The sequence below is a fragment of the Tenacibaculum agarivorans genome (assembly GCF_001936575.1).
Classification (GTDB): Bacteria; Bacteroidota; Bacteroidia; order Flavobacteriales; family Flavobacteriaceae; genus Polaribacter; species Polaribacter agarivorans.
Genome location: NZ_MSMP01000015.1, coordinates 1 through 26045, shown reverse-complemented (window position 1 = coordinate 26045; position 26045 = coordinate 1). Strand labels below are relative to the sequence as shown.

21 protein-coding genes are annotated in these 26045 nt (G+C 30.2%); 17 read left to right on the top strand and 4 right to left on the bottom strand.

The features are described 5' to 3' along the window. Positions 1-15 precede the first annotated feature (15 nt). Positions 16-975: a bifunctional helix-turn-helix transcriptional regulator/GNAT family N-acetyltransferase gene (locus BVC87_RS23930; protein ID WP_083629447.1), complete on the bottom strand. Its 960-nt coding sequence runs from the start codon at positions 973-975 to the stop codon at positions 16-18. Positions 976-1110: 135 nt separating this feature from the next. Here BVC87_RS23930 and BVC87_RS12765 point away from each other — a divergent pair, with 135 nt between their 5' ends. The 4 genes from BVC87_RS12765 to BVC87_RS12750 are packed head-to-tail and all read left to right on the top strand — an operon-like array spanning position 1111 to position 3163. Continuing rightward, complete coding sequence (locus BVC87_RS12765; RefSeq protein WP_075342777.1) at positions 1111-1467, top strand: DoxX family protein; 357 nt, start codon at positions 1111-1113, stop codon at positions 1465-1467. Beyond that, entirely contained in the window at positions 1460-1990 is a 531-nt protein-coding gene (locus tag BVC87_RS12760) for an NADPH-dependent FMN reductase (protein WP_075342776.1), read from the top strand. The genes BVC87_RS12765 and BVC87_RS12760 overlap by 8 nt, the downstream gene beginning before the upstream one ends. Positions 1991-1993: 3 nt before the next feature. Beyond that, complete coding sequence (locus tag BVC87_RS12755; protein ID WP_075342775.1) at positions 1994-2434, top strand: MarR family winged helix-turn-helix transcriptional regulator; 441 nt, start codon at positions 1994-1996, stop codon at positions 2432-2434. 3 nt (positions 2435-2437) lie between these two features. Continuing rightward, complete coding sequence (locus BVC87_RS12750) at positions 2438-3163, top strand: pirin family protein (RefSeq protein WP_075342774.1); 726 nt, start codon at positions 2438-2440, stop codon at positions 3161-3163. Positions 3164-3166: 3 nt separating this feature from the next. Here the strand turns inward: BVC87_RS12750 and BVC87_RS12745 are convergent, their stop codons facing one another. Next, positions 3167-4891 carry a T9SS type A sorting domain-containing protein gene (locus tag BVC87_RS12745; protein ID WP_075342773.1) on the bottom strand — a complete coding sequence of 575 codons (1725 nt, stop codon included), beginning with the start codon at positions 4889-4891 and terminating at the stop codon, positions 3167-3169. Between the two features lie 151 nt (positions 4892-5042). Between BVC87_RS12745 and BVC87_RS12740 the strand changes: the two genes are divergently transcribed. After that, the gene (locus BVC87_RS12740; protein WP_075342772.1) at positions 5043-7070 is read left to right on the top strand and encodes an NADPH-dependent 2,4-dienoyl-CoA reductase; all 2028 of its coding nucleotides are present in this window, start codon (positions 5043-5045) and stop codon (positions 7068-7070) included. A 1-nt stretch (position 7071) separates the two neighbouring features. On the opposite strand, the gene BVC87_RS12735 is transcribed toward BVC87_RS12740, so the two are convergent. Together BVC87_RS12735 and BVC87_RS12730 are read right to left on the bottom strand one after the other, a co-directional pair. Continuing rightward, positions 7072-8031: a glycogen-binding domain-containing protein gene (locus BVC87_RS12735; RefSeq protein WP_075342771.1), complete on the bottom strand. Its 960-nt coding sequence runs from the start codon at positions 8029-8031 to the stop codon at positions 7072-7074. Position 8032: 1 nt separating this feature from the next. Beyond that, on the bottom strand, positions 8033-9007 hold the full coding sequence (locus tag BVC87_RS12730; RefSeq protein ID WP_159439354.1) for an aspartyl protease family protein: 975 nt from the start codon (positions 9005-9007) through the stop codon (positions 8033-8035). A gap of 196 nt (positions 9008-9203) precedes the next feature. Between BVC87_RS12730 and BVC87_RS12725 the strand changes: the two genes are divergently transcribed. The 12 genes from BVC87_RS12725 (at position 9204) to serA (ending at position 25986) form a co-directional block, all read left to right on the top strand. Further along, entirely contained in the window at positions 9204-9383 is a 180-nt protein-coding gene (locus tag BVC87_RS12725) for a CAL67264 family membrane protein (protein ID WP_075342769.1), read from the top strand. Positions 9384-9459: 76 nt separating this feature from the next. Next, the gene (gene ettA / locus BVC87_RS12720) at positions 9460-11151 is read left to right on the top strand and encodes an energy-dependent translational throttle protein EttA (RefSeq protein ID WP_075342768.1); all 1692 of its coding nucleotides are present in this window, start codon (positions 9460-9462) and stop codon (positions 11149-11151) included. Between the two features lie 195 nt (positions 11152-11346). Next, a complete protein-coding gene (locus tag BVC87_RS12715) occupies positions 11347-11688 on the top strand; it encodes a hypothetical protein (RefSeq protein ID WP_143569779.1) in 342 nt (113 codons plus the stop codon). Between the two features lie 126 nt (positions 11689-11814). Continuing rightward, positions 11815-12171: a hypothetical protein gene (locus BVC87_RS12710; protein ID WP_200799191.1), complete on the top strand. Its 357-nt coding sequence runs from the start codon at positions 11815-11817 to the stop codon at positions 12169-12171. 137 nt (positions 12172-12308) lie between these two features. After that, positions 12309-13061 carry a hypothetical protein gene (locus tag BVC87_RS12705; RefSeq protein WP_075342766.1) on the top strand — a complete coding sequence of 251 codons (753 nt, stop codon included), beginning with the start codon at positions 12309-12311 and terminating at the stop codon, positions 13059-13061. A 2-nt stretch (positions 13062-13063) separates the two neighbouring features. Next, on the top strand, positions 13064-13807 hold the full coding sequence (locus BVC87_RS12700; protein WP_075342765.1) for a PoNe immunity protein domain-containing protein: 744 nt from the start codon (positions 13064-13066) through the stop codon (positions 13805-13807). Positions 13808-13904: 97 nt separating this feature from the next. Next, positions 13905-14465 carry a T6SS immunity protein Tdi1 domain-containing protein gene (locus tag BVC87_RS12695; protein ID WP_075342764.1) on the top strand — a complete coding sequence of 187 codons (561 nt, stop codon included), beginning with the start codon at positions 13905-13907 and terminating at the stop codon, positions 14463-14465. 17 nt (positions 14466-14482) lie between these two features. Continuing rightward, positions 14483-14704 carry a hypothetical protein gene (locus BVC87_RS12690; RefSeq protein ID WP_143569778.1) on the top strand — a complete coding sequence of 74 codons (222 nt, stop codon included), beginning with the start codon at positions 14483-14485 and terminating at the stop codon, positions 14702-14704. Continuing rightward, complete coding sequence (locus BVC87_RS12685) at positions 14688-15041, top strand: hypothetical protein (protein ID WP_075342762.1); 354 nt, start codon at positions 14688-14690, stop codon at positions 15039-15041. Before BVC87_RS12690 ends, BVC87_RS12685 begins: the two co-directional genes overlap by 17 nt. 419 nt (positions 15042-15460) lie before the next feature. Next, positions 15461-18832 (top strand): RHS repeat domain-containing protein, encoded by a 3372-nt coding sequence (locus BVC87_RS12680; RefSeq protein WP_143569777.1) that lies wholly within the window; start codon positions 15461-15463, stop codon positions 18830-18832. 9 nt (positions 18833-18841) lie between these two features. Then, the gene (locus BVC87_RS12675; RefSeq protein ID WP_083629445.1) at positions 18842-23407 is read left to right on the top strand and encodes a DUF6443 domain-containing protein; all 4566 of its coding nucleotides are present in this window, start codon (positions 18842-18844) and stop codon (positions 23405-23407) included. Between the two features lie 695 nt (positions 23408-24102). Next, positions 24103-25986, top strand: coding sequence for a phosphoglycerate dehydrogenase (gene serA, locus BVC87_RS12670; protein ID WP_075342759.1), 1884 nt, complete (start codon positions 24103-24105; stop codon positions 25984-25986). Positions 25987-26045: the final 59 nt, after the last annotated feature.

The following is a 26045-nucleotide window of genomic DNA, read 5'->3' as shown; positions in this document are numbered from 1 at the left end:
AACATTGTTTTTAAATTAAATTTTACCTCCGTTGTATATCATTTTTATATCACTACGTTTGTATGGAGAGTTTTCTTCTAGAGGAACCTCTACAAAACCGTATTTTCTATAGATATATATAGCATTTTCCAGTTTAGTATTGGAGTAGAGAAGGAGTTCACCAAACTCCTGTTCTTTGGCAAAATCAATACACTTTGTAATGAGTTGTTGTCCAATTTTATGTCCTCTATGTTCAGGAGACACCGCCATTTTTGTCAATTCAAAAGTACCTTTTTCATCCAAGGGCATAAGAGCCACAGTTCCTACAATTTCTTCATTTAATTTAACAAAGAAAATATATCCGCCTTTGTCAATGATATACTTTTCAGGTTTACTAAGTACCTCTTCATCATAAGGTTCAACATAAAAGAAAGTTTGTAACCATTCTATATTTAAGTTATAAAAATGGATTGCATGTTCTTTTGAAAAATCAATAATCTCCAATTGCTTTTTGTGATTCAGTGTATAATGTTCCATAATTGCGTCGCTAAAACTTTTTTCAGTGAATTTTTTCTCTAAGGTGTTAATATGCTCTATTAAAGAATCAGAACTAATTCTAGTGAATTCTTTAATTGTATGTTCAATACTTTTCCATAAAGGTTTTATGTCTTGAATCAATTGTATTCCCTTTTCGGAAAGTGTTATTAATTTTTTACGTTTATCTATTGGATGTTCTTTAAGTAAAATCAACCCTTTTTTATCTAGTTTTTGTATAACTTGAGAGGTGGCAGGTTGAGATGTTTTTAAACTTTGGTTGATTTCTGTATTAGTAACTTCCCTTTTATTATGAATAACTTTAATAGTAGGAAATAAATAGGGATCAAAATCAAATCCTAATTTATCATACACCAATTGAGTGTCTTTCATCATGTATTCACTCAATCTTTTTAGTCTAGATCCTATTCCTATTTCACCGATTCCTTGTAATGCATCCATATTAATATTAATAAATATATAAGTGCTTATGCAAATTTAAAATTTATTTTCATATTGTCAAAAAAATAATATTCCCCATCTATTTATTTTCCATGGAAAATATTTTGTATCTTTGTAGTATAAAAATCAAATACCATGGATAAAAATAAAATCATTTATTACATTTCTACAGGGTTGCTGACAGCATTAATGTTAATGTCGGTTTCTATGTATGTTTTTAAAAATGCAGCAATTCAAAAAGCATTTGAAAGTTTTGGTTACCCAACTTATATTATTTACCCTTTAGCGGTAGCTAAAGTTTTAGGGCTTATTGCAATTTGGTTTATCAATACTAAATCATTAAAAGAATGGGCATATGCAGGTTTCTTTTTTGATTTTGTTTTAGCATTTTTTGCACATTATATGATTAGTGATGGAGAGCATATAGGATCAGTAGTAGCTTTGGTTTTATTATTTGTTTCATATTTTTCAAGAAAAAAAGTTTATGGGTAGAGTAGTAGTATTTGCGGGAAGCAATAGTAAAAATTCAATTAATAAAGAGTTAGCCACTTTTGCGGCAAGTTTATTGAATAATCAAGAGGTAAAGGTATTAGATCTGAATGATTATCCACTTCCATTATACGGAGTAGATATAGAAGCTGAAATAGAGTTTCCAGAGAATGCCATTAAATTTAATGAAGAATTAGCTGATAGCGATGCAATAATTGTTTCATTAGCTGAACATAATGGAAGTTATACAGCGGTTTTTAAAAATCTAATAGATTGGGTTTCTAGAAAAGACAAAAAGATTTTTAAAGAAAAACCAATGTTATTATTAGCAACTTCTCCTGGAGGTAGAGGTGGAGCTTCTGTATTGGCAACGGCTAAAAATACTTTTCCGCATTTTGGAGCTGATATAAAAGCCAGTTTTAGTTTACCTTCTTTTATGAACAATTTTGAAGGTGGTAAAATCGTAGATGCAGAAGCGCTTAAAGAATTAAAAGAGGCAGTACAACAATTGGAATCAGCTCTATAGTTTATGGGGAATATAAGTGAAGACATAAATTCGAAGTTTGATAATAATAGATTCAAGGCTTTTATTAATATTAAGTATACGGCAAATTGGATCAATAGTAAGGAAGTAGAGTTTTTTAAGTCTTACGGATTATCTCCACAACAATATAATATTCTTCGCATTTTAAGAGGGGCAGCAGATAGAATTAAAGTTCAGTTGGTAAAAGATAGAATGATCGAAAGAGCACCTAATGCCACTCGATTAATGGATAAACTGGTTGAAAAAAATCTAATTCATCGTTTTAGATGTGAGCATGATAGAAGAGTAGTATATGTTAATATTAATGATGAAGGTTTATTGTTACTTTCTGAAATAGATACAAAAATTGAGCATTTAGATATGTTAAAAAGATTGACTGAAGAAGAAGCACAATTACTGAGTGATTTATTAGATAAAATTAGATAAAACATGCAAATAGAACAATTTACAGCAGATACAAGAGGACAAGCAAATCTTGGATGGCTGCAAGCAAATTATTCTTTCAGTTTTGCAAATTTTTATAATCCTGAAAGAGTAAACTTTGGAGCATTACGTGTATTAAATGATGACTTAATAGCACCTAGTGCAGGTTTTGGAACTCATCCACATCAAAATATGGAAATCATCACTATACCATTATCTGGTGAATTAAAGCATAAAGACAATATGTCTAATGATTGGTTATATGTGAAACCCAATGAAGTTCAAGTGATGTCGGCTGGTACAGGAATTTATCATTCTGAAATGAATGGTTCAGCAGATAGCTATTTGAGTTTATTTCAAATTTGGATTATTCCTAATAAAGAAGGTGTGACTCCAAGGTACAATCAAGAATCATTTGATCCTTCAGGAAGAAAAAATAAATTACAAGTTTTGGTAAGTTCTATTGATGATTATAGTACTACTGAGGGATTAAAAATTCATCAAAATGCTCAATTGTCAAGAATTGATTTAGACGAAAACCAGGAATTTACATATGAGTTTAAGTCAAATACTAACGGAGTTTATATGATGAACATTTCTGGAGAAACTAACATAGAAAACATTACAACTTCTTCTAGAGATGCCTTAGGTATTTCAAAAACAGATCAGTTTTCTGTAAAAGCCAATACAGACTCACAATTACTATTCATCGAGGTTCCTATGGAATTTTAACTATTACTTTTTGATAAGTTTAAAAGTCTCTTTTTGACGATTAGTATTGTAAACTGATATATAAAACAATCCAGAAGCTAAAGAATTAATGTCTAGTACAAATTCTTTAGCTTCTACTTTTTTAGAGATGACGAGACTACCTAAAATATTATAAACTTCAATGGTATACTGATCTCTAGTAGTAAAACTTAAAGTTATAAAATCAGTACTAGGATTTGGATAAATACCTTGAGCTAGTAATTTTTCTTCTGTTATATTTAATGTATTTTGCTGTATAGAAAAATCCGCAACAACAGGAAAATGATCCGAAGCAGTACTAGTATCGAGTTGTTGCAAGCCAACAGCATTTAGACGGTCATTAGACATTACTTCAGTTTGTACAACATACGTCTTTTCAGCCGTTAAAACATGATCAGAATAAATAATAAAATCTAATTTTCCCGGAGGGAAAGCAGAACCATCTGATCTCCATGTGTATCCCATTCTAATGTCTGTTTGTAGTGCATCATCTTGTTTAAAATCAGTATTATCCCAATCCAGAGGAGCACCAGCGCCATAAATACTAGTATTCTGTATTTGTCCTGTTAAAAGTGTTGTTAGCTGATTGGATAAACCTACTAAATTTAAATCTCCAGAATATACAATTGGTGTATTTTCTGGAAGTGTAATAATTCCACCGTCAGATTTTGCATCTAAAACAAAGGCAGCGTACTGATCAACTTGACTTTGCCTTCTATCATCAGCTCCACAACAATTTAAATGTGCGTTGGTATATAGTAAATCTGTGCCATAACGTTCAGGTAAATCAATTAGTACTGGAAATTGGCGATCTAAATCCCATTCTTGTACAATATTCCATTTAGAAACAGTTACTTCACCTCCATGTTTTTTTACAAACCAACCTTCAGAAGTTCCTAGAGGTAGCCAATTATCGAATAATGATTTAATATATTGAATAGTAGTATCGGCACTTTCAACAAAGCCAATAATATCAGGATTAATAGCTTTTATTATTCTTTCATATTCATCAAGTTTACTGTTATCTAATAGAGAATTTAATTTTGTGTTATAAGCTAAAACTCTAATAAAATTAGCATCCGTTTTATTAAAATTGATGGGAGTATAAGTGGGGACTGGTGTTTCATCAAAAGTATAAGTAAAAACAGAGTTCAAATTTGGTACCCAATCAAAATTTGCAATATTCCTGATCAAAATTTTTACAGATGAAGAAGGAAAAAGAGGATTAACTCCATCAGGAATTACATTACGTCCTATAGCCATTTCAAATTCGTTAGAAGTAACGGTAGGCGCAGCTCTAAATTCAAGATCGGAAAATCGAACTTGATCATTAGGAGTGTTCGTGAAATTATTAAAAACAATGCGATCTGCAAAAGCTATACCTATTTCAGCTCCATAATCATCTCGTACTCTAAAACCTGTGCTTGAATCTAAATCTGTATCCAAATACAAAAAGAAATTATGAGGAATTAAAGATCCATCCGTTAAATCAAATTCCTTATTTGCTTTAACTTTTATATATAAATATTCAGCATCATTGGTCACTTGAAATTCTAAAAGATCAACTCCATCTTTCGTTTCATTAGTATCTGTATAGGTAGTAATAGTAGAATTCCAATCATCAAATTTGCCATCAATAGCAATAGGAGCTGATTGGGCATAATTAAATATTGAACACAATAAAAGAACAAAAAGTGAAAATCTCCCCATAATTAATGTTATTTGAATGTAAGCAAAGTTATATTTTCATTAAATTACAAATCAAAAAAAACATATTAAGAGAAAGTTAAGGATTAAAATTCGAAAAATAGAATTATCTTGCAAGTATTATGCATGCATAATAAAATTAAAATCAAACGAAATGACTAAGTATAAACATATTTTTGAGCCTTTAGATCTAGGATTTACAACTCTTAAGAATAGAATCTTAATGGGATCTATGCACACAGGCTTAGAAGAAGAAAAGAATGGGTATGAAAAAATAGCTGCATTTTATGCGGAAAGAGCTAAAGGAGGAGTAGGTTTAATTGTTACCGGAGGTATTGCGCCTAATATTCAAGGATGGACAGGGCCTTTTTCTGCTCGTATGAGTACTAAAAAACACGCAAGGAACCATAAAGTGATAACCGAGGCTGTTCATGCAGAAGGAGGGAAAATATGTATGCAGATTTTACATGCAGGTAGATATGGATATCATCCATTAAATGTAGGACCGTCTGCAATTCAAGCACCGATAAATCCATTCAAACCTTTTAAACTTAGAGAATCAGGAATTAAAAGAACGATTAAAGATTTTGTAAAATCAGCAAGTTTGGCCAAAGAGGCAGGGTATGATGGTGTTGAAATTATGGGATCTGAAGGATATTTAATAAATCAATTCATAGCTAAAAGAACTAACCATAGAAATGATGATTGGGGAGGTAGTTATGAGAATAGAATTAAATTACCTATTGAATTAGTAAAACAAACTCGAGAAAAAGTAGGTAAAGATTTTATCATCATCTATCGATTATCTATGTTAGATTTAGTAGAGAATGGTAGTACTTGGGATGAAATTGTTTTGTTAGCGAAAGAAATTGAAAAAGCAGGTGCTACAATAATCAATACTGGTATAGGTTGGCATGAAGCTAGAATACCTACAATAGCTACTTCTGTACCAAGAGCAGCATTTACTTGGGTAACCAAAAAAATGAAAAACGAGGTTAGCATACCATTAGTGACTTCTAACAGAATTAACATGCCTGAAACTGCTGAAAAAGTTTTATCTGAAGGTGATGCAGATATGATTTCTATGGCTCGTCCGTTTCTAGCAGATCCAGAATGGGTAAATAAAGCAGAACAAGAAAAAGATGATGAAATAAATACGTGTATTGCATGTAACCAAGCTTGTTTAGATCATGTATTTGAAAAGAAAGTAGCAAGCTGTTTAGTAAATCCTAGAGCTTGTCACGAAACAGATTTAAATTATGTACCAACCACGCAAAAGAAGAAAATAGCAGTAGTAGGTGCAGGACCAGCAGGTTTAGCAGCTTCAACTGTTGCTGCACAAAGAGGTCATGATGTTACCTTGTTTGACAGTGAAAGTGAAATAGGAGGACAATTTAATATCGCAAAACAAATTCCTGGTAAAGAGGAGTTTTATGAAACGTTACGTTACTTTAATAAACAAATTGAGTTGCATAATGTAAATGTAAAATTAAATACTAGAGTAAGTGCTGAAGAACTTGCCATGGGAGAATATGATGAAGTAATTTTAGCGACTGGTATTACGCCAAGAACTCCTAGAATAGCAGGAATAGATCATGAAAAAGTATTAACTTATATTGATGTTTTAAAGCATAAAAAACCAGTAGGGAAAAAAGTAGCTGTTATTGGCGCGGGTGGAATTGGTTTTGATGTATCTGAATATTTAACCCATGAAGGAGAAAGTACTTCTCAAAATATAGATGCTTGGCTGAATGAATGGGGTATTGATAAAAGTTTAGAAGCTAGAAGTGGAATAGAAGGAGTAGCAAAAGATATTCATCCTTCTCCAAGAGAAATTTTTATGTTTAAACGTAGTAAAGGTAAATTCGGAGGGAATTTAGGAAAAACTACAGGTTGGATTCATAGAGCGAATTTGAAGAAAAAGAAAGTTCAATTCATTAATGAAGTTCAATATGATAAAATAGATGATCAAGGTTTACATTATACGCAAGGTAACGAACAGAAAGTATTAGAAGTAGACAATGTAGTAATTTGTGCAGGTCAACTACCTTTTAAAGAATTATTAGAGCCTTTACAAGCCAAAGGAGTGAGTGTACACGTAATTGGAGGGGCTGATATTGCTGCCGAGTTAGATGCTAAAAGAGCTATTGACCAAGGTAGTAGATTGGCTGCAGAAATCTAAATTACTTGACCATTTTTACAGAATTAATATTACCATGTCCATCAAATTCTCTTACAGGATTTGATGGATCTACTTTCCACTTACCATCTACAATATATTTATAATGGTGTTTTCCTGAAGGTAACTTCATTTTATACGTCCAACCATTTTTTACTTTTCTCATTTTAAAAGAACTAGTAGACCAATTGTTGAAAGAGCCTGCTAAAATAACTTCTTCAGCATTTTTAAAATCACGTACAAAGAATTCAACGCTAACATTAATATCAATTAAAGAATTATATTCTCCAAATTCGTTAGGCACTTTAAAAGGATTACTAGGATCTTCCATCCATTGGCCATCAACAATAAAACGATATTCGTATTTGTCAGGTTTCATTTGTAGAATTAATTCCCAGCCATTTTCATTCCTTTCCATTTCAAAAAGATTCTGATTCCATTTATTGAAAGAACCAGTAACAATAACTTTTTTAGCATTTTTATACCCTTTGAGTTTAAATTTTACATTTCCTTTTTTACTAGGGTATGCTTTATACATCTTTAAGTTATAGGTGTAGTAACTTATAGAGCCTTCAGTAGCTGGAGTAATATTGGAAATATCTTTAGAAGGTTCAGCCCAAATAGAGTTATTGATAACAAACTTAAATTCCCAGTCAAATTCATCTTTAAAGTCAGTTATTTTCTTTCTTAATTCATAGATGTATGAATTAATTTTAGTCATTTTCCAACTATCTCTAGACCATAAGTTGAAATTACCAGATACTACAACGTTTTTAATATCAAAATCTTGGAAGTCTAGTCTCTTTTGTGTGCGCTCATCGGTAGCCTCAGTGTAATCTCTTTTATCGAAAGTAAAAACAACATAATCCCCTTCAATCTTATACCCTTTAACAGCTTTTTTTTGAGAAAAGCTACTAAAGTTTATAAAAACAAAACAAAGAAAAATGATGCTGAAATACTTCATGTTAATTTCTTATTAGCGGATAATTAATAAAATATAATTTCTCCTTTTTATAGTTAATGATAACTCTTTTTTGAGCAAAAAAGTCATACCCTAATATACCGTCTAAATTCGTGCCAAAAGCTTTATTCATATTGTAAAGACTAGTTAACATAGTTTTCATAGGACCAAAGTAAATTTTATCATTAAGTTTCACTCTGAATAAATTACCACATAAAACTTCTATTTTTCTTTTGCTCGCTCCCATGAGTTGAACTCGTTTTTTAGGATAAAAATGTTGCAACGCTTTTTTACTTATCCTTTTGTTGATCTGATTAAACTCTGCACCAGAATCTAGCCCAAAGGTAACTTTTTCATTACCAATAAAACCATTAACTACTATAGTATGTTTTTTTAATTTAAAATCTAAACTATCTACTATTTTTTCTAAATATACTTCTTTACTTAAGGTATTTCCTTGTGAATCAATTTTTGTTAATGTAATTTGATGTAAATGTAAATCTATGAATACTTCATAGTCTTTTAAAATGCTAAAACCGATAATACCTAATAGCTTGATCTTTTTACTTTTCTCAATATGAGATAGATTTATAATATCGGATTTTTTATTGTGAAGTGTAAAGTCTTTCAGTGATAAGTTTTTGATTCTTTTTTCATAAGGATTGTCAACAAAATCAATAATCCCAGTTGTATTTTTCTTTTCTTTTTCAAAAGGATAGGTTTTAAAATGAACTTTGTTTAAAAGCATAGTTTCTGAGCCAGTGTCTATGATAAAGTTTCCTATCTTATTTTTTATTTCACCTTCAATAACAATAAGTCTGTCTACAAGTTTGAAAGGAATACGTGTAGAATGTTTGTTAATAGTTTTGGCATTTTTAAAATAAATAGGAATAGAATTTACAGTAATCTTAACATCATCAGTAGCCAAAACAGTTTTACTGACGATGAAAAAAAATAGAATGTACACTAACTTGTTCATATAATAATGACTCATATTGAGAAATTCTGTTACACACATTTAAAGTTACATGAATTAAAATTTCTTCATCTTAAAAAGAACTAAAAATAAATAATAATTAGTATATGTATCACTACTTCAGTTTTTTTAATCCTTAGGTAAATTGTGAAATCTAAATTATTGTCGATATTTGTATATCACTAATAGAAACTAATTTATGGCAATGAATAAAAATACAGTGTTAGCCTATGCAACACTTTTAATGATTTTTATAGGAGTATTATTAATAGGATTAGGAGTTTATAGATACGAAGATATAGGTTGGGGATTTGCATCAATCGGCTTAGGTTTTTTCGCTATAGCTTGGGTTTTTAATGCATTAAAAGGAAGAGTATAACAAACGATTACTTTTTAAAATAGAGGAGCTTTTACTTCACATATTTAATCAACTAACGAAAATAACAATCATATAAATGTCAGACGATAAGAAGGTCATTTTTTCAATGAATAGGGTTTCCAAAACCTATCAATCTACAGGAAAACAAGTTTTAAAAGACATATATCTAAGCTTTTTTTATGGAGCAAAAATCGGAATCTTAGGTTTAAATGGTTCTGGTAAATCTACATTACTAAAAATTATAGCAGGAGTAGAAAAAAACTATCAAGGAGATGTTGTTTTTTCACCAGGTTATAAAGTAGGATACTTAGAACAAGAGCCACAGCTAGACGAAAATAAAACGGTATTAGAAGTTGTAAAAGAAGGTGTAGCAGAAGTTGTAGCTGTTTTAGATGAATACAATAAAATCAACGATATGTTTGGTTTAGAAGAAGTGTATTCAGATGCTGATAAGATGCAAAAATTGATGGATCGTCAGGCAGAACTTCAAGATCAAATTGACGCTTCAAATGCATGGGAATTAGATACTAAACTTGAAATTGCAATGGATGCGTTACGTACTCCAGATGGTGATAAAAAAATAGGTGTTTTATCTGGAGGAGAAAAGCGTAGGGTAGCTTTATGTAGATTATTATTACAAGAACCAGAAATTTTATTATTAGATGAGCCTACTAACCATTTAGATGCAGAATCTGTACATTGGTTAGAGCATCATTTAGCGCAATACAAAGGAACGGTAATAGCCGTTACGCACGATCGTTATTTCTTAGATAATGTTGCAGGTTGGATTTTAGAACTAGATAGAGGTGAAGGCATTCCTTGGAAAGGAAATTATTCATCTTGGTTAGATCAAAAGGCAAAACGACTAGAGCAAGAAAGTAAAACAGCCTCTAAGCGTCAGAAAACATTAGAACGAGAGTTAGAATGGGTTAGAATGGCTCCTAAAGGAAGACAGGCTAAATCTAAAGCTCGTTTAAAGAACTATGATAAATTATTAAATCAAGATCAAAGACAAGCTGAAGAAAAATTAGAAATTTATATTCCTAATGGACCACGTTTAGGGACCAACGTAATTGAAGCATCAGGAGTTTCTAAAGTATTTGGAGAGAAATTATTGTATGAGGATCTAGCGTTCAATTTACCACAAGCTGGTATTGTAGGAATTATTGGACCAAACGGAGCAGGTAAAACTACCATTTTCAAAATGATTATGGGAGAAGAAAACCCAGATGCAGGAACATTTACTGTAGGCGAAACTGCTAAAATTGCTTACGTAGATCAAACACATTCTAATATTGATCCGAAGAAATCAATTTGGGAAAATTTCTCAGATGGACAGGACCTTGTTATGATGGGAGGGAAACAAGTAAATTCTCGTGCCTATTTAAGTCGATTTAATTTCTCTGGAAATGAACAGAATAAAAAGGTAGAAACCTTATCAGGAGGTGAGCGTAACCGTTTACATTTAGCAATGACGTTAAAAGAAGAGGGTAACGTATTACTATTAGATGAGCCAACAAATGATTTAGATGTAAACACCTTAAGAGCTTTAGAAGAAGGATTGGAAAACTTCGCAGGCTGTGCAGTAGTCATTTCTCACGATCGATGGTTCTTAGATAGAATTTGTACACATATTTTAGCATTCGAAGGAGATTCTCAAGTGTATTTCTTTGAAGGGTCATTCTCTGAATATGAGGAGAATAAGAAGAAAAGATTAGGAGGAGATATTATGCCAAAAAGAATTAAATACAAGAAGTTAATTCGATAATTATAAAGCATTCTTAAAGAGCGTTAAAAGTTCTAAATAACTCATATTTTGTTGTTAAATACAGTTAAACTGTTAAAAAGCAATGAAATATGAGTTTTTATTTTCCGTTTGGATACTATAGCAACAAAGTTTCTGCGCAGTTAATTGTTTGTTCTATAATCAATCATTTCGTTTAACAATCAAAAACAAGTAAAAATGAAAAATTATTTTAGAACTATAACATTTGTAATGTTATGTATCGGAACAGGATTTTTTGGAACTTTACAAGCAACTAATACATTAGAAGCTGTTGAAATTATAAAACAAGATAAAAGTTTAGTAGCTACTTATGTAGAATATTCAGAAGAAGAAGGCTATAAGTTTTCCACAAAAGATGGCGATATAGTAATTTTTCACCATGTTTCTGAAGAAGTATCGGAAGCAATAGATCTAAAATCGGGAGATTATAAAGGAAAAACTTTTGAAATTGCTTACACCGTTTCGGAAGCAGAAGGTCAAACTAAGTATGTAATAACTGGGTTAAAAGAAGTCAGTTAATAAACTATTAAAAGTAAGTAGAAGACCAGCAATACTATATTGCTGGTTTTTTTATGTAGTAATTTATTTTAAAATGTTTAAGTTTAGATACTTTATTAAATATAAACAGAAAACAAAATTTGAGTTATGAAAATTTTAAGATACGGCAGTAGTATACTTTTGTTTCTATCTATAGTTTCTTTTTCTACAAAAGAAGAACGTAAAGTTTATGAGAGTTTTAGGAAGCTAGATTCTTGTGAATTTGAAGGTAAAAAACTTTACGGAAGAATACAATTTGTAGAATATGCTTCTCAAGCAGATATTAAAGTAAAAATTGTTAATAGTTTTCCAGACCTTAAAGTAAAATTTGTCGAAAGCTTTGCAGATGATTGCGGAGAATGGCAGATTGTTGAAAGTAGTGGAGATTTAAAAGTATATATAACCGAAAGTTTTCCAGATATTAAAATCCAGCCAGTAAGCTCGTTTCCAGGCCTAACAAACTAATGTGAAGTTAAAACTAGATGAATTGAAATAAAATTTTCAAGAGTAAGCTATTTGCACTATTAATTTCATAATTGATAATTTTTTGGGTAACATTTTCTTAATGATTACACTACTAATTAGAAAATGTAAAGCATCAAATGAAAACAAAAATCTATAACAAAAGAACGAACTACATAGCAACTATATTGGCCATAATTAATGTGCTATTATTTATCTATCAAATTATTAAAAGTTATAATGATGTAGCAAAAATGATATTATCTATAGGTATACCTTTTTTACTACTTTCAATTGTAGTTTTTGCTTATAAAAAGTTTATGGCATATACTGAGCCAGAGCAAACAAAGTTAATTCAACGTACAGCTATGCTGGCTATGTTAGGGTTGGTTTTTATAAACTTTCAAATTGTTTTTAATGAAGTTTTAACTAGCAAAGTAATTTTGGCTGTTATTTTTCTAATAAATATATTTTGTTTATTCATACTATACATGAAATCATTTTCATCTAAAGCAAATAACTATGACTCGATTCAATTATTAAAAGAAAATAAAAAACAGCTCTCCAATGCCATGACAATTATAGCTGTTTGTATTGTAGTAAATGCCATTTTTGTTTTTGTAAATAGTTCTGATATGCAACATGTAGTATTAAGTATGTTTTTTCTTTTACCATTGGTAATACTAAAATATATAGATCAATTAAACTCAAAAAAGAAGTTTCATTATATTATTTTATTGACTGTATTAATTTTAATGTTAGTGTTTATCGTATTCGTTGCTTACACAAATAAAATAGCCACTTTAGCTTTTTCTATATACTTTATAATAGTATTGGCATTACTATTATCTAGTTTAATATCTTTAAAATTATTTGTTACAAAAAAGGAGTAAAAATGGAATTAAGAGATACATTAAATACATGCAATGGATATATAGAGATAATTGAGAAAAACAGTTCTTATATTGAAAAGAAACTTAAAAAAATTTCAAGCTTAGAAGAAGATGAATCTATGAGGGTTAAAAGATTTCCCAGAGATAATAAAGATATTATAAAATCGACATACGGGACTATTTTTAAATATTTGTTTGATATTTTAAATGCTAAATATTCTAAAGGCGATAATATTGAGGATTTAAAGGAAATAGCAGTTAGTTGTATTTCATATTTACAAAAGTCATGGGAGGCAGAAAATAATTATGTTCAAATGGTAAATATGTTATCTATTTGTATAATATTGGATATAGAGAATATTGAGTTTGAAAAATTAGTAGATCTAGTAGATAAAAGTACAACGAAAGATTTTTTAATTGATTTTTTAATTAATTACCGAAAATCTAATCGGCCAATTTCTACAACATTTTTATGGAAAAAGCCTTATGAATCAATTAAGGAAATAGTAGATTTAGCTTCTGAAAATAAAGGTTTGTGTATTAGTAGATTAAGTGTTTATTTGGCCAAAGAATGGTATAAGAATTACGATGCAAAAGATACGCATAAGAGTGAATGGAATATTCATACTGGTTATTGGAGTTATGAATCTGGAGCTATTGTTAAGATTTTGGGATTAAATGATGCATCATTGAAAGGAATACAATATTATCCGTATGATATGAATCGTTATCTAAAAAGAGAATGAATAATTTATTAAATAAGAAGAAGTAAAAACATACTTTATAAAAATGAGGTGTTAAAAATTGTGTGTTTGGAGAAGTATAGTTTAGTTACTGAAAAATATGTTTAAAGAGTTTTTTGAAAAATACCCTGATTTTATAATTTCGGAAAAGCCAAGTTTTGAATTAATTAAAGAATACTCCGATATTTTACCAGATGAAATGATGTCTTTTTGGGAAAAGTATGGATTTGGAACATTTATGAGTGGTTATATAAGAATGATTAATCCAAATGATTACAAAGAGCTATTTTCTAATTCTTATCAGGATGCTGAAATAGAAACTCCTTTTGCTGTAATAGCTTTTGGAGATATTATTTCTTGGAGAGGTGAAGCAATTAATATGGTATGTTATAGATATAATTATTCAGCTATTATAGGAGCGGATGAATTTGATTGGTTCATGAATATGGATCTAACTAGTAATTTATTTAAAACAGAAGATTTAAAGTCACAACAGTTTGAAAAAGCAAAAGATAGACTAGGAAAATTAACAATAAATCAATCTTATGGATACTTTCCTCTTCTTGCTTTAGGAGGAAATGAAAAAATCGAGAACTTACAAATTGTTGATACTAAAATCCATATTGATATTATAACTCAGGCTGTGGGCTTGGTTGAATGAATTAACTATAATAACTTATGATGATTTCAGATAAAGAAAATATTAAAATAAAATACTTTGGTCATTGTCCTATTGAAGGTTTTATAGAAAACTTTAGTGAATATCTGGGATATGAAATTGAGAGAGAAACAGAAAAAAAACTAATAGGAAACGAGAACACATATTATATTATTTTCAATATTGATAGGTACACCAATAGACAGAGAATCAGTCCTCAATTAATTGCATTATCTATATAAAAATGATATACTAAATGAATTTCAGTTAGCTAAAAAAATTAAAATTGAAAAGAAAGAAATAGAAAAACTATGTAAAGAGTTAGTAGGTAATAATTATATACAGAAAATAAATGATAGCTATAGTATAACAGAATCAGGGATAAAGGAGTATGTTAATAGTAGTAAAAAACAAGATATTAATTCAAAAGTAATACAACTATCTACAGGTGTGAAAAAAGTTTTTTCATTTATAGTTAAGACTGTAATGGTAGTTTCTGTAATACAATTGGTATTTAAAATCTTATTTCAAGTTAATTTATTAAAAATAGTATTTTACGATGTAGGTAAGTATTTTTAAGTAAAGTTTTAAAAGCATTTTTTTCTAAATGTAAAATATAACTATTTAGGCATCCTTTTGCTGTAAAATGACTGAACAATATCTCATAAATAATAAAAACACTTCCTTCTAAAGCAGACCACCTACCTTAAAGTAAAATTTGTAGAATTTTTTTGCAGACAATTATGTTGATTGGCAGATTGTTGAAAGTAGTAGAGGTTTAAAAGTATATAACCGAAAGTTTTCCAGACATTAAATCTAGCTAGTAAACTCGTTTGCAGGTCTAACAAACTAATGTTAAGGTTAAAACTAAATTAATTAAAATCTCCATAAACATACTTCATACACGATTAATTTCATAATTGATAATTTTTTTGGGTAACATTATTTTATCTGAGGCACATAGGATAGAATGATCACTAAAAAATAAGTTTTAAATTATGAAAAAATATGTGCTAAGCATAAGTGTTTTTCTACTCACAATTGCTATGAGTGGACAAATAAAACTTGAAGGAAGTCCTAAAGGAGGATCGAATGCTACAACTCCTCAAGGGAATTTCTTACCTGAAGTTATTCCTCCATCTCCAGAAGCAGCTGCTTTATCTAGATTTACTGAAGTTCCAGTTTCTCATTATACAGGATTAGCTAATATTTCTATTCCAATTCACACCATTTCTGTAAAAGGTATTCAAATTCCAATTAGTTTAAGTTATCATGGAAGAGGAGTAAAAGTATCTGAAACTGCTCCAAGAACAGGTATGGGATGGTCTTTGACTTACGGAGGAGATATTTCTAGACAAATACGAGGAAAGGCAGATGATGGACTAGGAAATTTTACATATTTCGAAAATAGCTCATCTTTTATGGTGTTTACGGAGAGCGAGCAGAATAGAGATGTTATTGAAACGAGACATACTTACGATCACAGCTATGATTTTTATCCAGATCAATTCTCTTTCAGTGGAGGAGGAGCAAGTGGGAAATTTGTATTTGATTATGAAAATTTACAACCAGTTATACAAAGTTTTGGAGATGTTAAAATTACTTATGAAAGAGAACGTGTAGGTTCAGGAGCAATTTTAGGTAGAATAATTGCTTTTCAAGTAACAGATAGTAATGGAAATATTTTCTATTATGGAATTTCAAAAGATAGACAACGTGAAGCAAGAGACTTTCAAAACTCTTCTATTGGTCAGTCAATTTATCTGAATGGAAATGTAGTAAATGATGGACATACACCTTCAGAACAAAATTTTAGCTCTTGGAAATTAATGGATATTGAAACACCTTATGGTGAAGTTATCAGTTATCATTATGAAAAAGAACGTACGCAACGATACGATAAATCTTATGACAAACATGATGCAGCTCCAGGATCTAATCCTAATTCATCAGTAAACCTAACTAATATTTTAAAAATTAGTTCAAAAATATCTAGGATAGATGAAGAGACGTATCAATTAAGTAAGATTACATATAACCAAGGAAGTGTTGTTTTTACGAAGGAAACCAATTTACGTCAAGATTATGAAGGACACGCTTTAGATAAGATAACTATATATGACCAAAACAATAAAAAGGTTAAAGCATATGATCTGAACTATATATATACTACAAGTACAGATCGCACTAATGTATTGAGTCATATAACTCAATTACCATTATTTAGTAAGTCACTTAAACGAATGTTTTTAAGTACCGTTGAAGAAGAAGGTAACGATGGTGCAAAATTACCACCATATGAGTTTACTTATAATTCAACAGTATTACCAAGTCGTTTTTCTACTCGTCAAGATTATTGGGGATATTATAATGGAGCTACAAATAATGGTCCTTTTTTAAGAATTTTTGAATATGGATTCTATAAACCAGATAGACGAGTACATATTGAAAACTCTAAAGCAGGAATATTAGAACAAATTAAATATCCAACAGGAGGAATTACTAAATTTTCTTACGAACATAATAAAGGACAAAAACCTTATTTTTTTAATGAAGTACTCACTCCTCCTATCAATCCAACATCGGAAGTTGGTGTAAAAATTGAGTTAACTAAGAAAGACTTTTATGATACAGTTACAGGCACATTTAAGTCACTGAATTATACATTTCCAGCACGCACTAAGATAACTTATAAATTAGAATGTTTTCACTTAAGGCATGTTGATGGAGATCCTAATATACCTAATTGTATTTTTCAAGTTTTAAAGGATGGAAATCTTATGGAAATTGGTAAGGAAGTTAGTTTCTCTTTATGTCAAGGAAGTGAAACGGTTAGTTTCCGACCTTCAGTGCCTAGGCATCCTAGTGTACCTTTAGGCTTACACTTAGATCCTAATTACGATTTTAAATTAATAATTTCTTACGATCAACCTAGTCCAATATTGTATTCTAGTGGAAAACGAATAAAAAAAATAGAGTATGTCACAGAAAATGATACTAGAATAAAAGAGTTTGATTATACAAAAGGAGGAGGAGAAACAGGTATTGTAATTGGTTTGCCATCTTATATCAATTTTGATAAGAACAATAACTTTAATCCATGTGTTAATCATTTATCAAGTTATTTTGATCAAACCAGTGCATTTAGTTCTTATCAAGCTAATAGTATTGGATATTCATTTGTTACAGAATATAATGGGACAAAAACGAATAACGAAGGAAAAACAGAATACTATTTTACCAATTTACCAGATGGCGGTGGTGATTATTACGATTTTCCTTACCATCCACCAACAGATAATGAATGGTTACGTGGAAAAAATGTAAATACTGTAGTCTACAGTAATGATCCTACTGAAGGTTATGTACTAGAAAAAGAAGTAATCACTAATTATTTGTATGGAGATCATTTTTATGGTTTCAATTTTGTCGGTGGGGCACTTACTTATCCTGATTTTGCACTTAATCCTCCAGCAGAATATTATCAATGGAAGGATAATAAAAGGAATTCAGGTAAAGTAAATTCTAGAACACTTTTCAAATTACCATTATTTATGAAGGATGGTTATGGAGATATTACAGATAAAACTACATGGAACTATAGAGTGTATTATTTAACAGGAGGAGCAGTTAATGTATATAGTACTACAGAACGCAATTATTTCGAAGGAAAACTTTTAGAAAACGAGACTAAATATTTTTATGACTACAATAAGCATTATCAAGTAAAGAGTTCTGAAACGACAGATAGTAAAGGTGATGTTTATAAAACAGTTAATGACTTTAGTACAGCTTTAATGAATGAAAATAGAATGCAACCTGTTACTACGAGTACTTTTGAGAATAATATAATTAAAGCTAAACAGCATACTGTATTTAATAAAACAAATGGGGTGTTATTACCATCAATCATACAAACAAGTAAAGGAAAGCAACCTTTAGAAGACCGTGCTATTTTTCATAGCTATGATCGTAATGGAAATCCTGTAGAGGTTAGTAAAAAAGATGGAACTAAGATTTATTATGTATGGGGATATAATAAAACACAACCCATAGCTAAAATTGAAGGATATTCTTCAGTGAATAGTACCCAATTAATAGCAATAAACGCAGCAATTACAGCTTCAGATAACGATAATAGTACTACTGCTGAGAATACTTTACGTAGTAAACTAACAGCATTACGCAATGCATTTCCCAATGCATATGTTACCACATTTACTTATGATCCTTTAGTAGGTGTTACAAGTATTACTGATCCGAGAGGAGAAACGGTATATCATGAGTACGATAATTTTAATCGATTAAAGTTATCGAAAAACTCAACAAAGGAAATCTTAAAAGAACACATCTACAACTATAAAAACTAAGCGAGGAACATGAAAAAGTTATTATTACTATTAGTAGTGCTACCATTTATGGTGTATGCACAGAGCACTAATGAAAATCATGTAGTTACTAAAGTATATAAAAAGGCAACTACCAGTCCAGTAAGTGGGCATAATAAAGATCAAGTAATGACTACCGTTCAATATTTTGACGGGTTAGGGAGATTAAAGCAAACTATAGGTGTAGAAGCAGGAGGAAATATTGTTTCTAATAATAGTGTGCCTATTGATTGGTCAATAAATGCAACGGCTACTAATTTTTACAATAGAAATGGAAGTAGTACAGAGAATAAAATAATAAATGGAACTACTCCTTTTGGAGAAACTGATTTATTATGGGAATGTATTCCAGATTCAACAAGCAATGCTGACGGAGGTTGGAACACAGATTACTTTACTATTGATAATACAAAAACATATCGTTATACAATTTGGGTAAAGAAAAATAAAGTAGGTGGAGTAGCACAAGGAAGGACATATCATGGTACGCAGAATGTAAATAATTTAAGTGGTTCAGCTAATGGTAATCCATATTTTTCACATTTATTGTTGCCAAAAGCCAATACATGGTATTTATTAGTTGGTGTTGTACATCCGTATACTTACAAAGGAGCAGATACAGGAGTAAGTGGTGTTTATGATGTGAATGGAAATAAAATTTCAGATGGAGTAGAATTTACATGGAGAGAGAATGTAAATACAACTAGACTAAGAAACTACCTTTATTATTGTACCGATACTAGTGTTCGACAATACTTTTGGAATCCAGTATTTCAGGAAGTAGATGGAGGTGAAATGCCGTTAGACAATGTATTTAATGAAAAGTCAACATTCATAGCTCAAGAACAGGTAAAAGACATTGTTACACATGTAGAATATGATCATTTGGGTAGAATGACTAAAGAGTATTTACCTGTAACTAACGGTAACGGAAATGCCAATTTAAGAACAGAAAATATGGCAGTAGCTACTCAAGAATACTATCAACAAAAATTTGCAAAAGATTTTGCTGGAGTAAGTTTACCAACACAAGTAAACGCCTATTCAGAAAAAGCTTTTGATTATTCTCCCTTAAATAGAGTAGAAAAACAAGCAGCTCCAGGAAAAGATTGGAAATTAGGAAATGGTCATGAAATTAAGTTTGATTATCAGGTTAACTTGGCTAATGAGGTTAAAGTATATGAAGTAAGTACTACTTTTGCTAACAATACCTACTCACCAACATTACAGGGAGGTACAACGTACTACACTCAAGGAATGTTATTAAAAACAATAACTAAAGATGAGAACTGGGTAGTAGGACAGACCTACAGTAAAGATCATACTACTGAAGAATTCAAAAACAAAAGTGGACAAGTAATTTTAAAGCGTAACTATAATAAAAATCAAAGACACGATACGTACTATGTATATGATGATTTTGGAAATTTAACATATGTAATTCCACCAAAAGCAGAAGGTACTATAAGTAAGCCCAGTAGTACTAAATTAAACGAATTATGTTACCAGTATGTATATGATTATCGTAATCGATTAATAGAAAAAAAGATTCCAGGAAAAGGATGGGAATATATAGTATATGACAAGTTAGATCGTCCAGTACTTACGCAAGATGCTAACTTAAAACTTAAAAAACAATGGTTGTTTACTAAATACGATAAACTGGGTAGAATTGCTTACACTGGTACATTTGTAGATGCATCTAATTTAAATAGAAGTAGTATGCAGAATCAATTTAATTCGATTAATAGTACCGCTGCAAAACAGTACGAAACACAGTTGGCTAGTCCTGGAGGTTACGGAGTTTATTATACAGCGTCAAATTTTCCAAATTCTAGTATAGACATCTTAACATTGAATTATTACGAAAGTTATACTTTTGATAGAGCTGGTGCACCAAACTCAGTGAATACGTATGGAGTTAGCAATACAACTCAATTAAAAGGATTACCAACAGGAACTAAAACAAGAGTTTTAGGAGCAGGTAATACTTGGGTTACTACAGTTACTTATTACGATGCTAAAGCACGACCTATATATGTATTTAGTGGAAATGATTATTTACAAACAACAGATATTATTGAAAGTAAATTAGATGATTTTACAGGAAAGGTTTTAGAAACTAAAACTACACATAAGAAAACAGGAAAAATAGATATTGTTACTACAGATCGTTTTGAGTATGATCATATGGATAGGCTGATAAGTCAGAATCAACAAGTAAATAGTCAAGTATCTGAGCGTATTGTAAAAAATAATTATGATGATCTAGGGCAATTAGAAAGTAAAGTTTTAGGAAACGGGACTAAAGTAGGATATAGATATAATGTTGAATCCGTTGTTTCGGTTTCTGATGATATAATTACTAAAGTAGGGGGAGGAAACACCTCATGGGATGGAGACATTTCAACTCAAGGAAGTATTTTAGGAGATGGTTATGTTGAATTTATTTCAGAGACCAAAGGTAAATACTACATGGCGGGTTTATCAAATAATAATAACTCAGCTACATTTTCAAGTATTAAGTATGCTATTTATATAAATCATTCAGTTTATATTTATGAATCTGGTTCAAATAAAGGAGTGAAAATTAGTTATGAGGCAGGTGATGTATTTAGAGTAGAGCGTATTGGAAATACAGTATATTATAAAAAGAATGGTGAAACCTTTTATATTTCTCAAACACCTACAACTGAAGAATTGTTTGGAGATGTTAGTATGTATCATATAGGAGGAAAAATCAAAGATTTTAAAATTGTAGACAATACTAAAGGTTTACAAAAAGTAGATTATGACTATAATGTTAGAGGATGGTTAACAAATATTAATGATGATGTGGTAAATGATGGAGATTTATTTAATTTTAGTATTAAATATAATGATCCAAGTGTGGTTACAAACAAGCGTTTATATAATGGAAATATAGCCCAAACTAGTTGGCAAACCGATAATATAGATAAGTCTACCAAAACGTATAATTATTCTTATGATGCCTTGAATAGAATAACTTCAGCTTTAGGAGCAACGACTACAAAATATGATTTATCTCAAGTAGGATATGATAAAAATGGAAATATTTTAAATCTTGTTAGAAATGGTCATACCAATACAAGTGCTACTACTTTTGGCTTAATGGATGATTTATCATATAATTATGATGCAGGAAATAAACTTTTAGGAGTAGATGATGATGGGGCTGCTAATTTTGGTTTTAAAATAAAGCCAAGTTCTGGTAATGCCTATACGTATGATGTAAACGGAAACTTGAAAAGTGATAAAAATAAAGGGATTAATACAATAGAGTATAATCACCTAAACTTGCCTACATTTATTGAAATTAATTCTGCACCTGATGAAATTGGCTATACATATACAGCAGATGGAATTAAATTAGTTAAGAGTGTTTACAACGATAAAACAGGAGAAACTACAGAAACAATATATGCGGGTAATTATATATATGAAGATAATAAGTTACAATTCTTTAATCATTCTGAAGGATATGTAAAATTTGAAAATAATAAGTTTGAGTATGTTTATCAATACAAAGACCATTTAGGAAACATACGTTTAAGTTATACAGATAATAATGGTGATGGTGTAATTACATCAAGTACTGAAATCATAGAAGAAAAGAATTATTATCCTTTTGGATTACAACATAAAGGATATAATAATGTAATAAATTCATTAGGAAGTAGTGCAGCGGAAAAATTTAGTTTTGTTGGTAAAGAATTAAATGAAGAACTCGGCTTAGAATGGTACGATTTTGGAGCTAGAAATTATGATGCTGCTATAGGTAGATGGATGAATTTAGATCCTTTAGCAGAAGAAATGCGTAGACACTCACCTTATAATTACGCTTTTAATAATCCTATTTTCTTTATAGATCCAGATGGAATGAAACCTTGTCCTAATGGTGATTGTTATGATCATGAGAATCAAATAACTAGGACTAAAGATGTACCAGATGATCTTAAATTTCACACAACTGTTAATGCTGTTAAAAAAATAGATGAAGCATTAGATGTCATAGGTAATAGTATTGGTTATTCAAACTTTTCTGAGAAATTAGAAGATAGTCCTTCAAAATCTTTTAAGGACAAGGTATTAAAAGATGAACAAAGGTCTGGCAATACTTCAACAGAAACAGATACAAATATTGATGGTACAGGATTTATATTTGATACTGATGCAACAGTAAAAATTGAGATTACAGGTTTTTCTTTTGATGATAGAGATAAGCATGCAAGTACATCAAGTTCATCAAATAGTGAGTTTTCTAAGGAGCATGATATTAAAGTAAAAGGAGTAGCAGAAACTGATGCACCAGTTTCTAAATATTCAGCAGAATTTGAAGCAGGTTTTAAATCAAGTGGAACAATTTCAGGTGAAAATGGATCAACATATAATGTTTATACAGTAAATACCCATGTAAATGTATCCGTAACTACAACTAATCCTAAAGGAGTAAAAGTCACAACATCACGAGATATAACAATTAAAGCAACAATTAGTAGTATGTATAATTTTAAAACAGGTGCAAAGTTCAAATAGAAATTATGAGAAAAAAGATTTTTTTTTATTCGTTAATTTTATTGTTGTCAGTTTCAATTTATTCAATGTATAAGTTGGTAAACTTAGATTTTAATAGGCCTTATATAGAGATCGGGGTAGGTAAAATTGTAATGTATCCTGTAAAAGAAGGAGTTTTATCGTTAGGAATAATAATAAGCACTATAATTTATTGCATAACTAAGCTATTAGATAACTCTAAAAATTAGTATTCTTTAGAGAAGCTAAAAAGAGTAAAACATTTCAAGTAAGATGCACTGCGGTGCATCTTTTTTATTCCCTACTGGGTAAATACCTCTAGGCTTGCCCCGGAGAAATTTACCTAAAAGATAACTCAGGTTTGTAATCCTTACCTATTTTGAGTTAACTAATAGAATTTTAGTTTTATACATAACCACGTTATTTATTAATATAACGTGGTTTTTTTAGTTTTAATTAAAGAGAAGTATGTGTAAATAGATTATTTAAAAACTAATAACCCAAAAAAATATGCTGTTAGTTATACGTTACTTTTCTTATTCCTCAATCCTTGTAGTTAAGATTGATTTTTAAATATTTATAAAAATACAGCTACTAAATTATCAGTTTACTAAAAATGATAACTTTATTTCAATTATTTGCTGTTTTCTACAAAATAGATCGTAATTTTCTAGCTTCAATCGATAGTATTTAACATCATGAGCAAGTATTACATTTTTGATTTTGATAGTACTCTCACAAAAGTAGAGGGGCTAGACGTTTTAGCTGAGATTACCTTAGCAAACAATCCAAAAAAAGATCAAATTATTGAGGAAATCATCAATATTACCAATCTTGGTATTGATGGTGAAATATCCTTTACGCAATCCTTGGAGCGTAGAATTAAGCTCTTAAGTGCTAATCGATCCGATTTAGAACTTTTAATCCAAGAACTTAAAAAACGAGTTTCAAGTTCTATAGAAAGGAATAAAGAGTTTTTCGAATTATTCTCGGAAAATATTTATGTAATTTCAGCAGGATTTAAAGAATTTATAGATCCTATCGTAGCGGAATACAATATCCCATCAGAACGCGTATATGCGAATACTTTTGAATTCAATTCAGAAGGAGAAATCATAGGTTTCGATAGAGATAATGTATTATCAACACACAATGGTAAAATAGCCTGTTTAAAAAACTTACAGCTTGATGGTGAAATACAAGTAATCGGAGACGGTTATAGCGATTATGTAACCAAAGAAGCTGGAGTTGCAGACAAGTTTTTTGCCTATACAGAAAATGTTCAGCGTGCAAAAACAATAAAGAATGCTGACCATATCACACCAAATTTAGACGAATTTTTATTTATAAACGATTTGCCAAGAAATATATCTTATCCAAAAAACCGTATCAAGATGTTGTTATTAGAGAACATACATCCAGATGCGTATGAAAAATTTACCAAAGATGGATTTACAGTAGAAACTGTAGGAAGAAGTCTATCTGAAGATGAATTAATAGAAAAACTACAAGATGTACATGTAGTAGGTATTCGATCAAAAACTCAAATTACACAAAAAGTAATTGAAAATGCACCAAGATTATTGGCAGTTGGAGCATTTTGTATCGGAACAAAACAAATAGATTTAGAAGCGTGTAAAGAAAATGGTATCGTAGTTTTCAACGCTCCTTATAGTAACACCAGATCTGTGGTAGAGCTGGCTATTGGAGAAATCATTATGCTAATGCGTAGTGTTTTTCAACGTAGTTCAGAAATTCATAGTGGACAGTGGAACAAAACAGCACAAGGTTCTAAAGAAGTTAGAGGTAAAAAACTCGGTATTGTAGGTTATGGTAACATAGGAAAGCAGTTGTCTGTTTTAGCAGAGGCTTTAGGAATGGACGTATATTATTATGATGTAGAAGATAAGTTAGCTTTAGGAAATGCAACTAAAATGAATTCATTAGCGGATTTATTAGGCGTTTCTGATGTAGTTACTTTACACGTTGATGACAATTCGTTGAATAGAAATTATATAGGAGAAAAAGAAATCTCACAAATGAAAGATGGAGCTCACTTAGTGAATTTATCAAGAGGTTTTGTTGTAGATATTCCTGCTTTAACAGCAGCATTAAAATCTGGTAAATTAGCTGGAGCAGCTGTTGATGTATATCCTGAAGAGCCAAGAAAAAATGGTGAGTTTATTACCGAATTAAAAGGATTACCTAATGTAATTCTTACGCCACATGTTGGTGGTAGTACAGAAGAAGCACAACGAGATATCGCTGATTTTGTACCTGGTAAAATAATGGGATATATCAATTCTGGAAATACAGTTGATGCAGTTAACTTCCCGAATATTCGATTACCAAAGCAACAAAATGCACACCGTTTCTTACACATTCACCAAAATGTATCTGGAGTAATGGCAAAGATCAATAAAGAATTGGCTGAATATGGCTTAAACATCTTAGGTCAATACTTATCAACAGATTCAAAAGTAGGATATGTAATTACTGATGTAGATAAAGATTATGATCAAGAAGTAATTCAGAAATTGAAAGATATCGACGGAACTATCCGATTTAGAGTATTGTATTAAAAAGAAAACAGGTCGATTAAAAATCGACCTGTTTTTTTATTATTGGTCTCAACTAAGGG

What these genes read in the sequence shown, in the direction of transcription:
- BVC87_RS12725 (WP_075342769.1), top strand. Translation starts at nt 9,204, where the DNA reads ATGGCAATGAATAAAAATACAGTGTTAGCCTATGCAACACTTTTAATG.
- BVC87_RS23930 (WP_083629447.1), bottom strand. Translation starts at nt 975, where the DNA reads ATGGATGCATTACAAGGAATCGGTGAAATAGGAATAGGATCTAGACTA.
- BVC87_RS12735 (WP_075342771.1), bottom strand. Translation starts at nt 8,031, where the DNA reads ATGAAGTATTTCAGCATCATTTTTCTTTGTTTTGTTTTTATAAACTTT.
- BVC87_RS12740 (WP_075342772.1), top strand. Translation starts at nt 5,043, where the DNA reads ATGACTAAGTATAAACATATTTTTGAGCCTTTAGATCTAGGATTTACA.
- BVC87_RS12760 (WP_075342776.1), top strand. Translation starts at nt 1,460, where the DNA reads ATGGGTAGAGTAGTAGTATTTGCGGGAAGCAATAGTAAAAATTCAATT.
- BVC87_RS12710 (WP_200799191.1), top strand. Translation starts at nt 11,815, where the DNA reads ATGAAAATTTTAAGATACGGCAGTAGTATACTTTTGTTTCTATCTATA.
- BVC87_RS12695 (WP_075342764.1), top strand. Translation starts at nt 13,905, where the DNA reads ATGTTTAAAGAGTTTTTTGAAAAATACCCTGATTTTATAATTTCGGAA.
- BVC87_RS12705 (WP_075342766.1), top strand. Translation starts at nt 12,309, where the DNA reads ATGAAAACAAAAATCTATAACAAAAGAACGAACTACATAGCAACTATA.
- BVC87_RS12715 (WP_143569779.1), top strand. Translation starts at nt 11,347, where the DNA reads ATGAAAAATTATTTTAGAACTATAACATTTGTAATGTTATGTATCGGA.
- BVC87_RS12680 (WP_143569777.1), top strand. Translation starts at nt 15,461, where the DNA reads ATGAAAAAATATGTGCTAAGCATAAGTGTTTTTCTACTCACAATTGCT.
- BVC87_RS12755 (WP_075342775.1), top strand. Translation starts at nt 1,994, where the DNA reads ATGGGGAATATAAGTGAAGACATAAATTCGAAGTTTGATAATAATAGA.
- BVC87_RS12750 (WP_075342774.1), top strand. Translation starts at nt 2,438, where the DNA reads ATGCAAATAGAACAATTTACAGCAGATACAAGAGGACAAGCAAATCTT.
- ettA (WP_075342768.1), top strand. Translation starts at nt 9,460, where the DNA reads ATGTCAGACGATAAGAAGGTCATTTTTTCAATGAATAGGGTTTCCAAA.
- BVC87_RS12765 (WP_075342777.1), top strand. Translation starts at nt 1,111, where the DNA reads ATGGATAAAAATAAAATCATTTATTACATTTCTACAGGGTTGCTGACA.
- BVC87_RS12690 (WP_143569778.1), top strand. Translation starts at nt 14,483, where the DNA reads ATGATGATTTCAGATAAAGAAAATATTAAAATAAAATACTTTGGTCAT.
- BVC87_RS12730 (WP_159439354.1), bottom strand. Translation starts at nt 9,007, where the DNA reads ATGAACAAGTTAGTGTACATTCTATTTTTTTTCATCGTCAGTAAAACT.
- BVC87_RS12700 (WP_075342765.1), top strand. Translation starts at nt 13,064, where the DNA reads ATGGAATTAAGAGATACATTAAATACATGCAATGGATATATAGAGATA.
- serA (WP_075342759.1), top strand. Translation starts at nt 24,103, where the DNA reads ATGAGCAAGTATTACATTTTTGATTTTGATAGTACTCTCACAAAAGTA.
- BVC87_RS12675 (WP_083629445.1), top strand. Translation starts at nt 18,842, where the DNA reads ATGAAAAAGTTATTATTACTATTAGTAGTGCTACCATTTATGGTGTAT.
- BVC87_RS12745 (WP_075342773.1), bottom strand. Translation starts at nt 4,891, where the DNA reads ATGGGGAGATTTTCACTTTTTGTTCTTTTATTGTGTTCAATATTTAAT.